The sequence below is a fragment of the Dokdonella sp. genome (assembly GCF_019634815.1).
Taxonomy (GTDB): domain Bacteria; phylum Pseudomonadota; class Gammaproteobacteria; order Xanthomonadales; family Rhodanobacteraceae; genus Dokdonella_A.
The window spans coordinates 118,261-127,583 of the sequence record NZ_JAHCAP010000006.1 but is presented as its reverse complement, the minus strand read 5'-3'; the positions used below and the strand labels follow the sequence as shown (position 1 = coordinate 127,583).

Genomic DNA, 9,323 nt, shown 5'->3' with positions numbered 1-9,323 from the left:
GGAGGGCCGGAAGGCCCGACCCACGTTTCATCACCGCGTTGCACCCGGTCGCGGCTTCCGCCGCTCCTACACCGCTCATGGGCGGCGCGTGCGCTCGTCCACGATTCGTTTGCCGTTGTAGGAGGGCCGGAAGGCCCGAACCACGTTTCATCACCGCGTTGCGCCCGGTCGCGGCTGCCGCCGCTCCTGCACCATCACGATGCATGGCAACGTCGCGGCTTCCGCCGCTCCTACAACAACGCGGTATGGCTGCGTTACGTGATGTTCTTTCGTAGGAGGGCCGGAAGGCCCGACCAACGTTTCATCACTGCGCTGTGCCCGGTCGCGGCTTCCGCCGCTCCTACACCAAGCCGGTGCATGGCAACGTCGCGGCTGCCGCCGCTCCTACACCGCGCATGGGCGGCGCGTGCGTTGCATCTCGACCTCGCCCGACAGCCGCTCTTTGCCGCCGACATCGAATCAAGCGCCGCATGAGCCCGAAGCGGAGCTCTCCGGGCTCATTTCAGGATTGGAATGCGCGGCGCCACGGCTGCTGATGCGGCCGTGGCATGGGGCGAGTCTCAGTCGTAATCCCACAGCACGCGCACCTTCTGCAGGCGTACCGCGCTGTTGGCGCAATCGACGTCAGCGCGTACCACATAGCTGCAGGTGGCAGCGTGCACCCAGCGATTCGGGCCGACGTGGGCATTGCGCCATACCGCGCCGGGAGCGTCCGCAGTGCCGGTGTCGATGAGCGGACCGATCTGGGTCACCGTGCGCAGGCTGGGATCGGGATCGTTGACGCGCTGGCAGATTTCCCACAGCGAAACCCGCACGCCGTCGGTGGTCGAGTCGTCCACCGCCCATACATCCATCCAGGTGATGCGATGGTCGCTCGGGAATTCGATGTTGGCGTAAGCACTGTAGCTCGCGCCGGTTGCGGAGCAGGTCAGGCTCGTGTTTACGTCGAACGTGTATGGCACAGCCGAGTTGTTGAAGCGAAAGTCCGTGCCGACCACCGATGTCCAGATCGGATCGACATCCGGATTGGGCGCCTGCGGGCTCGCATCGCCGCGGGCCAGGCGGGCGGTGAGCAGGGCACGATCATCGAACGGCGCGGCGAGAAAGACCTCGTCGGTCGCCGGATCAAAGCCCAGCGCACGGATTTGCGCCGGGTCGGTGACGCGCAGGTCGCCGGGCTGGGGGCCGGCCAGCGCAGTGCCAGCCAGGCAGATGCCCAGCAGCGCGGCCGTCAGGGCAAGTTGGGTTTGCATGCAATTCTCCTGGTTCAAGGCAGGGTGTAGTCGACGTTGACGCTGAACGTGCCGCGGAAGATGCGATCGGACGGTTCGGTCTCGAGCAACACCCGTTGTATCCAGGCCTTGCTGGCGTCGCAGGCCGTCGTGCTGATGTCGAAACTGGCCTCGACCCAGGCGCGGCAATCGAGCGTGTTGGGGCTTGGGGAAAATTCCATCGCGGAAATGAAATAGCCGTCGGCATTGCCGGCTGGCGTGCGGGTGGCCAATACCGTCGAAGTCGGATCGCTTGCACTCTGGGATTGGCACACCTGCCTCAGGCGCAAGGTGATGGGCGTGGCATCGCTCGTGCGCCGCCCGTACACGCTGACGTATCTGACGCTGGTGCCCTCGGGCAGGTTGAACGGATAACGCACGACGTGGGGCGTGGCGCGCGTGCTTGCGTTCGTGCACCGGTAGTTGCCGCTCGCATAACTGTAGGAATCATCGGACCGGGCCGGCTTGCCGTCGACGCCGGTGATCACGCGGAAGTCGCGGTTGGGAAAATCGGCGGCATCACTTGCGCTGCTCAGGAATGCGCAAGCGAACACGGCGGCGATGAAGGGTGTTCTGGTCATGGTTGGGCTCCTCGTCAACGCTCGTACTGGACGCGCAGCTTGCGCAGGCTGGTGGTGGCATCGCAGCTGGGAAACTGCACATACGCCACGTAGGCGCACTGGTGGTTGTCGACGACATGGTCCGGGCTGCTGGTGACCGTGAAGCTGCCGCTGCTGCCGCTGCTCTGGAGTGTCGCCAGGTCGGTCACGGTCGGCGTGGCCGCGGGGCCGACATTGGGCAGGCAGGTTTCGCGCAACTTCGCCATGACGTCGCCGCTCGCGGAAAGATCCTGGCCCCACATGCGGAAAAAACGGATCGTGCTGCCATGCGGCAGATGCATGCGCGCGTAGGCATAGGCCGGCGAAGAGCCGTTGCTGCACCAAAACGTGCCGTAGTCGGGGTTGGAGGTGAACTCCATGCCCGATCCGCCCGGACGCAGGTCGATGCCCAGCACATTCGACCACTCCGCCCAAGCCGTTGGCGCGAGCAGCGTTTCGGCCTGCGCAGCAGTGCCCGCCGCATCGACGTTCCACGGCACGCTGATCACGGGCGCGGCCCCGTCCAGTTGTTCATCCAGCGCCGGCGGCGCGGCGCCGGCGCTGCCCGCCGCCAGCGCGAGACTCGCGCCCACGGCAAGGGCGAGTGCTGCCATTGCATTGCTTGCTTGCATGATTCCTCATCTCCCGTTCGGGCTCGGCAAGTGCGCGCATGACGGACGAGCCCGGTCGCCACGCACGGACGGAGAGGCCTGTCCGAAACCGGCCACGGCCGGCATCGCGGGCGCACTCACCCCATCCGGGAAGCCATGAGCGCAAGCCGGCGCGTAAACCAGACATGGACCGGGCAAAGGCCGCGCCTGCGCCTGGCCGACCTCGCGTCGTCGCCGTGCATCGTGACGGTGCAGGAGTGGCGGCAGCCGCGACGCCCATCGCGTCGTTGCCATGCGTCGTGGTGATGTAGGAGCGGCGGAAGCCGCGACCCGCGCCACCCACCATCACGCGCAACGCAAACCCGCAGCACGCCGGTCGGGCCTTCCGGCCCTCCTACAAAATCGCGCCATCACGATGTCGACGGTTTGTAGGAGCGGCGGCAGCCGCGACCCGCGCGAACCGCCGCCGCCGCTTGGCGGTATCGGGCACCTGATGCTGCAGTGCACCGTGATGGCTGCTAAGGTCGAAGCCCCGCCGCCAATGCCACCGCCGGAGCCGACGATGAGTCCTGTCAGCGAAGTCGTGCTCGAACCGACCGACCCCGCCCTGCGCGAGGACGTGCGGCGCCTGGGCCGGCTGGTCGGCGAGATGCTGATCGAGCAGAACGGCCAGGCCTTCTTCGATCGCGTCGAGGCCGCTCGCGCCCAGGCGATCGCGCGCCGTCGCCAAGCCGGGCCGCTCGACCCCCTCGCCGACGCGCTCGCCGGGCTCGACGCGCGGGTCGCCGATGCAGTTGCGCGCGCGTTCTCGGCCTATTTCCACGTCGTCAACATCGCCGAGCGCGTACAGCGCATCCGCCGCCGCCGCAGTTACCAGATCGCCGGCGCGAAAGCGCAACCCGACGGCCTGCGCGACGTGCTGCAGCGCCTGCGCGACGCGGGCGTGGATGCCGGGGAATTGCTGGCGATCCTGCCGCAGCTCGACATCGAGCCGGTGTTCACCGCCCACCCGACCGAAGTCTCGCGCCGCGCCCTGCTCGAGAAGGAGCAGCAGATCGTGCGCGCGCTGATCGACAACCTGGTCGGCCCGCAAACGCCCGACGAACGTGCCGGCGACCACGCGCGCCTGCGCATGGCATTGACCAGCGGCTGGCAGACCGCCGACATGGAGCACACCCGCCCGGACGTGCTCGACGAGCTCGACCATGTCGCCTTCTATCTTGCCGATCCGATCTATCGCGTGATGCCGGTGTTCTACGAAACCTTCGAGCACGCCGTGATCGAGGTCTACGGCGCCTGTCCGCAATTGCCCGCGGTGATCCGCTTCGCCAACTGGGTCGGCGGCGACATGGACGGCAATCCCAATGCCAATGCGGCGACGGTGTCGGCTGCGCTGCGTCAGCAGCGACGCATCATCATCGAATGCTACCGCCGCGAATGCGCGCAGCTGGCGCGCTTGCTCACCCAAACCTCCGACCGCGTCGGCATCAGCAGCGCGGTGCTGGAGCGCGTGGCACGCTACCGCGCGCTGTTGCCGCGCGCCGCCGCAAAGATCCGCCCGCGCCACGCCAACATGCCCTATCGCTGCCTGCTGCAGCTGATCGACGCGCGCCTGCTCACCAGCCTGCGCGACACCGCCGAAGGCTATGCCGATGCCGAGGCCTTCCGTGCCGACATCGAATGCATCGAGACGAGCTTGCGCGAGAACGCCGGCATGCATGCGGGCGGCTTCGCGGTGGGTCGTCTGCTCTGGCGCATCCGCAGCTTCGGCTTTCATCTCGCGCGGCTGGACACGCGCCAGGATGCGCGCGTCTACGCGCCGATGCTGGCGCAGGCGCTTGGTCACTGGCCGGCCGATGCGAACGCGCGCGCGCGCCTGCTGGCGCCCCTTGCCAGCGGCGCAGCGAGCCTGCCACCGGCCGCAAGCGACAGCCCGCGCGCCGGTGCCGAAGCGGTGTTCGCCGCACTCGCAGCGGCCCGGCGCAGCCACGGCGAGGCGGCCCTGGGCGTGCACATCATCAGCATGGCCGGCTGCGTGGCCGATCTGCTCGGCGTGCTCGCGCTCGCACGCGCGGGCGGACTCGTCGATGGCGAGGGCGCGGTCGCACTCGACATCGCACCGCTGTTCGAGACGATCGGTGACTTGCGCGCCGCCGCCGACACCTTCAATGCCCTGCTCGCCGAGCCGGCCTACCGCGCCCACCTCGCAGCACGCGGCAATCGCCAGGTGGTGATGCTCGGCTATTCCGACAGCGCCAAGGATGGCGGCATCCTCGCCGCACGCTGGGCGCTGCAGCGCGCCCAACTCGAATTGCTCGACGCAGCGCGCGCCGCGCGCGTTCGCATCGAGTTCTTCCACGGTCGCGGTGGTTCGGTCAGTCGCGGCGGCGGCAAGACCTCGCGCGCGGTGATGGCGGCACCACGCGGCACCATCGGTGGCCACCTGCGCGTGACCGAGCAAGGCGAGATCATCCATCAGAAATACGGCATCCGCGCCCTTGCGCTGCGCACCTTCGAGCAAAGCGTGGGTGCGGTGCTGCTGGCGACCTTGCGCCCCCGCGAGCGCGAACCACGCGAAGTACGCTGGCGCAAGCTCATGCACACGCTTGCCGCGCACGGCGAGCAGGCCTACCGCGACCTGCTCACCACGGCCGGTTTCGTCGATTACTTCCGCGCCGCCACACCGATCGACGTGATCGAACGCATGACGCTGGGTTCGCGACCGGCACGTCGCCTCGGCAGCGAGCTGTCTTCGCTGCGCGCGATCCCGTGGGTGTTCGCCTGGACGCAATCACGTGCCGGTCTCACCGCGTGGTACGGCGTGGGCAGCGCGATCCAGGCGATGTTTGCGGCGGGCGAGGAAGCAACGCTGGTCGAAATGACGCGCGACTGGGCCTTTTTCCGCACCCTCGTCGAAGACCTCGAGATGCAGCTGGCCAAATGCGATCTCGATATCGCCGAGGGTTTCTCGCGCCTGGCAGGCGACCTGCATGCGCGATTCCATCCACGCATCCGGGCCGAATTCGAACGCACGGTCGCCGCCGTGCTGCGCCTGCGCGGTCGCACGCAACTGCTCGCCGACGACCCGCGCCTGGCGCAATCGATCGCGCTGCGCAATCCCTACATCGACCCGATCAGCCTGCTGCAGATCGACCTGCTCGAACGCTGGCGCGCGGGCGGCAGCAGCGACGAGGCCCTGTTCGGTGCGCTGGCCACCAGCGTGCACGGCGTCGCGCGCGGCCTGCAGAACAGCGGCTGAGCGTGCGGGTCGGGCCTTCCGGCCCTCCTGCAAAAGGATCATCACCGCAGCGCTGCCACTGCGCGATGGTGTAGGAGCGGCGGCAGCCGCGACCCGTGCCACCCCTCATCGCGCGCAAAGCAAACCCGCGGCGCATCGGTCGGGCCTGCCGGCCCTCCTACAAAGGCACGGGTGACGTTGCCATGCACCGACTTGTTGTAGGAGCGGCTGCAGCCGCGACAAGACGCCACCGACCATCGCGCGATCGGGCGCGCGCCTCAACCAGAGCCGAAGAACATGAGATAGACCAGGCGCCCGTTTTCCAGGCAATCGCCGAAGCCCTCGCCCGCGGTGTGCCAGAACCACGGCCGCAGCAGCACGAGGCGGTTGTAGCGCATCGGCACGCGCATCGTCAGCTCCCAGGCGGCCTCGTCGTTGCTGTCGTTCTCGATGATGTCCTTGTGCATGTCCTGCATCGAGGCGTAACCCATCGCATGCAGCTCGTCGAGATTGGTCGGCCCGCGCTCGCTGCCGGTGCGCTTGTGGCGGAAGAACTCGGTACCACCGCGACAGTGCTCGGGCAGGCTCAGATAGAGAATGCCCGACCAGTGCGACTGGTCGACGTGCACACGCGCGCGGCCCACGTCGTTGGCCAGCGTGATGCGGCACTTGGCGTGTGACTGCGGCGGATCGAGCAGGCGCAGCGGCTCGCCCACCAGATGCGAGACTTCCGGCAGCAGGCCGTCGAGCGCGATGCGTTCGAGCGAGTTGCGGCCCGGAAACGCACCGTCCTGCGCCGGATAGGTCAGGCGCAGCGCTGCCTCGCGCAGTTCATGCGGGCGGGCGAGGAAGTCGTCGGCGATGATGATCGAGGCGGGCATGGCTTCAAAGCTCGCGAGTGTCGGTGCGCCGCGAGCGGCGGATCAGCCAGGCCACGCCACGCAGATCTGAAATGCCGACCAGGGCGCGGTTGAGGTTGTTGTATTTGGACACGCCCGTGCCGCGCGCGCGGTGGTTGACCGGCACCGAGCGCACCTGCCAGCCGGCGCGCTGCATCAGCGCGGGCAGGTAACGATGCATGTGATCGAAATACGGCAGGTCGAGAAAGGCTGCGCGCTCGAACAGCTTGATGCCGCAACCGGTATCGGGCGTGTCATCGCGCAAGAGGCGCGCGCGGATCGCATTGGCCCACTTCGAAGCCCAGCGCTTGCTACCCGAATCCTGGCGGTTGACGCGCCAGCCCGCGAACAGCTTGATCGCGGGATCGGCGGTGGCGCGCATCGCCAGCAGTTTCGGGATGTCGGCCGGATCGTTCTGGCCGTCGCCGTCGAGCGTGGCGATCCACGCGCCGCGCGCGGCCTTCACGCCGTTGCGGATCGCCGTGCTCTGCCCGCTCTGCGTGGCGTGGGCGACCACGCGCAGCTCGGGCGTGGTCGCCTTGAGTGTGCCGAGCACGGCGAGTGAATCATCGCGGCTCGCATCGTCGACATAGACGATCTCGAACTCGGCCACGCCGCGCAGCGCGGCCGCGATCTCGCCGACCAGCGGCGCGATATTGCCCTGTTCGTTGAACACGGGCACGACGACGGAAAGCTCGGGCATTGCAGGTTTCGCGGGCAGGCAAGGCCGGCATTATCGCCGATCGCGGCAGAGGGGGTGCCGGCATCCCCTGTGCATGCCGGTCGCGCGCACTCGGGGCGGGGCCGGCGCCATGATCCGCTGCGCGGCAGCTTTGCCGGCGCCTTCGCCGCTGGCATGCTGCCGGTCCCCCGCTGCGTTGCCGGAGCTGATGCCATGACTTTGATGTTGCTCGGTTTGCTGCTGTTCGTGGGCATGCATTCGATCCCCATGCTGGCGCCCGACTGGCGCGGCCGCATGGTTGCACGGCTCGGCCTGATGCCATGGAAGGGCCTGTACACGGTGATTACGCTGCTCGGTCTTGCGCTCATCGTGATCGGCTTTGCGCAGGCCCGGCAGGCCCCGACCCTGATGCATGCGCCTGCGCTGGCGCTGCGCCACCTCAACAGCCTGTTCACGCTGATCGCCTTCGTGATGGTGCTGGCTGCCTACGTGCCGCGCAATCATTTCAAGGCCTGGCTGCGCCACCCGATGCTCGCCGGCACGGCCTTGTGGGCCGGCGGACATCTGCTGGCCACGGCCTGGCTGCATGACTACGTGTTGTTCGGTGCCTTCCTCGTCTGGGCGCTGGCCAGTTTCTTCGCCCTGCGCCGCCGCGATGTCCGCACCGGCATGCAGGTGGCGGCGGGAACGCTCGCGGGTGATGCAATCGCGATCGTGCTCGGTTTGGCGGGCTGGGCGGTGTTCGCGTTCTGGCTGCACCTGTGGCTGATCGGCGTGAAGCCGATCGCCTGAGCGTCCACGGACAGCAGCCACGGATAGCGCCGCTCCTACACCATCGCGCAATGGCAGCGCTGCGGTGATGATCCTTTTGTAGGAGGGCCGGCAAGCCCGACCAATCGGCATCGAGCAATCGTGCGCTCTCGTAGGAGGGCCGGAAGGCCCGACCGGTGCGTTGCATGTGCGCATGGCGCGCGATGGTGTGTGGCGCCTTGTCGCGGCTTCCGCCGCTCCTACACCATCACGATGCATGGCAACGTCGCGATGATTGTCGCGGCTTCCGCCGCTCCTGCACCGCTCATCGGCGACGTGTGCGCTCGTCCACGATTCGTTTGCCGTTGTAGGAGGGCCGGAAGGCCCGACCCGCTTCAGCGAATGCGACCGAGGATGCCGTCGAGTTCGTCGAGGCTGTGATAGTGGATCACGAGGCGTCCGCGGCCGCTGCGTGCATGGGCGAGCTGTACGCGGGTGGCGAGTTTTTCGGCGAGATCGCGCTCGAGCGCGGCGATGTTCGGATCGGGCTTGGCCTTGGCCGCGCTCGACTTGGCCGCGGGCGCGGCGCCAGCGCGTCGCACCGCTTCTTCGAGTTCGCGCACGCTCCAGCCCTGATCCGCGGCCTGACGCGCGAGCGCGATCGCGCGCGCTTCGGGCAGGCTCGCGAGTGCGCGGGCGTGACCCATCTGCAGCAAGCGATCATCGAGCAGGCGGCGAATCGCTTCGGGCAGTTCGAGCAAACGCAAGAGATTGCTGACCGCCGCGCGCGAACGACCCACCGCATCGGCAGCTTGCTGGTGGGTGAGGCCGAATTCGTCGATCAGGCGCTGCAGCGCATTGGCTTCCTCGAGCGGCGAGAGATCTTCGCGCTGGATGTTTTCGATCAGCGCCATCGCCACCACGGCCTGCTCGGGCACGGTCTTGACCAGCACCGGCAGTTCCTCGAGCCCGGCCTTTTGCGCCGCGCGCCAACGGCGTTCGCCGGCGATGAGTTCGAAGCGACCCTTGCCGATCTCGCGCACGACCACCGGTTGGATCAGGCCCTGGGCCTTGATCGAGGCAGCCAATTCGTCGAGCGCGGCTTCATCGAAGTGATGTCGTGGCTGGAACTTGCCCGGCACGATCGACGCGACCGCGAGCGTGCGCAGTTCACCATCGGCCTCGGCCTGCGTGGCGGGCGCACCGCCACCGAGCAGTTCGTCGAGGCTGCGTCCGAGTCCGAGACCGCGTTTCTTGGTGGCCATGCGTCGAG

General features: G+C 68.0%; 8 protein-coding genes. 2 read left to right on the top strand and 6 right to left on the bottom strand.

What is annotated here, in order from left to right; translation table 11 throughout:
• Positions 1-560: 560 nt before the first annotated feature.
• The 3 genes from KF759_RS05210 to KF759_RS05200 are packed head-to-tail and all read right to left on the bottom strand — an operon-like array spanning position 561 to position 2,502.
• Positions 561-1,253: a hypothetical protein gene (locus tag KF759_RS05210; protein WP_291223350.1), complete on the bottom strand. Its 693-nt coding sequence runs from the start codon at positions 1,251-1,253 to the stop codon at positions 561-563.
• A gap of 14 nt (positions 1,254-1,267) precedes the next feature.
• Entirely contained in the window at positions 1,268-1,852 is a 585-nt protein-coding gene (locus tag KF759_RS05205; RefSeq protein ID WP_291223349.1) for a hypothetical protein, read from the bottom strand.
• A 14-nt stretch (positions 1,853-1,866) separates the two neighbouring features.
• On the bottom strand, positions 1,867-2,502 hold the full coding sequence (locus KF759_RS05200) for a hypothetical protein (RefSeq protein ID WP_291223348.1): 636 nt from the start codon (positions 2,500-2,502) through the stop codon (positions 1,867-1,869).
• A gap of 541 nt (positions 2,503-3,043) precedes the next feature.
• Here KF759_RS05200 and ppc point away from each other — a divergent pair.
• Positions 3,044-5,740, top strand: coding sequence for a phosphoenolpyruvate carboxylase (gene ppc / locus KF759_RS05195; RefSeq protein WP_291223347.1), 2,697 nt, complete (start codon positions 3,044-3,046; stop codon positions 5,738-5,740).
• Positions 5,741-5,997: 257 nt separating this feature from the next.
• Here ppc and KF759_RS05190 read toward each other — a convergent pair whose 3' ends face one another.
• Together KF759_RS05190 and KF759_RS05185 are read right to left on the bottom strand one after the other, a co-directional pair.
• Positions 5,998-6,600 (bottom strand): DUF6445 family protein, encoded by a 603-nt coding sequence (locus tag KF759_RS05190; RefSeq protein ID WP_291223346.1) that lies wholly within the window; start codon positions 6,598-6,600, stop codon positions 5,998-6,000.
• A 4-nt stretch (positions 6,601-6,604) separates the two neighbouring features.
• Positions 6,605-7,321 carry a glycosyltransferase family 2 protein gene (locus KF759_RS05185; RefSeq protein ID WP_291223345.1) on the bottom strand — a complete coding sequence of 239 codons (717 nt, stop codon included), beginning with the start codon at positions 7,319-7,321 and terminating at the stop codon, positions 6,605-6,607.
• A gap of 192 nt (positions 7,322-7,513) precedes the next feature.
• Here KF759_RS05185 and KF759_RS05180 point away from each other — a divergent pair, with 192 nt between their 5' ends.
• A complete protein-coding gene (locus tag KF759_RS05180; protein WP_291223344.1) occupies positions 7,514-8,092 on the top strand; it encodes an NnrU family protein in 579 nt (192 codons plus the stop codon).
• A gap of 353 nt (positions 8,093-8,445) precedes the next feature.
• Here KF759_RS05180 and KF759_RS05175 read toward each other — a convergent pair whose 3' ends face one another.
• The gene (locus tag KF759_RS05175) at positions 8,446-9,315 is read right to left on the bottom strand and encodes a ParB/RepB/Spo0J family partition protein (RefSeq protein ID WP_291223343.1); all 870 of its coding nucleotides are present in this window, start codon (positions 9,313-9,315) and stop codon (positions 8,446-8,448) included.
• Positions 9,316-9,323: the final 8 nt, after the last annotated feature.

What these genes read in the sequence shown, in the direction of transcription:
- KF759_RS05210 (WP_291223350.1), bottom strand. Translation starts at nt 1,253, where the DNA reads ATGCAAACCCAACTTGCCCTGACGGCCGCGCTGCTGGGCATCTGCCTG.
- KF759_RS05205 (WP_291223349.1), bottom strand. Translation starts at nt 1,852, where the DNA reads ATGACCAGAACACCCTTCATCGCCGCCGTGTTCGCTTGCGCATTCCTG.
- KF759_RS05200 (WP_291223348.1), bottom strand. Translation starts at nt 2,502, where the DNA reads ATGCAAGCAAGCAATGCAATGGCAGCACTCGCCCTTGCCGTGGGCGCG.
- ppc (WP_291223347.1), top strand. Translation starts at nt 3,044, where the DNA reads ATGAGTCCTGTCAGCGAAGTCGTGCTCGAACCGACCGACCCCGCCCTG.
- KF759_RS05190 (WP_291223346.1), bottom strand. Translation starts at nt 6,600, where the DNA reads ATGCCCGCCTCGATCATCATCGCCGACGACTTCCTCGCCCGCCCGCAT.
- KF759_RS05185 (WP_291223345.1), bottom strand. Translation starts at nt 7,321, where the DNA reads ATGCCCGAGCTTTCCGTCGTCGTGCCCGTGTTCAACGAACAGGGCAAT.
- KF759_RS05180 (WP_291223344.1), top strand. Translation starts at nt 7,514, where the DNA reads ATGACTTTGATGTTGCTCGGTTTGCTGCTGTTCGTGGGCATGCATTCG.
- KF759_RS05175 (WP_291223343.1), bottom strand. Translation starts at nt 9,315, where the DNA reads ATGGCCACCAAGAAACGCGGTCTCGGACTCGGACGCAGCCTCGACGAA.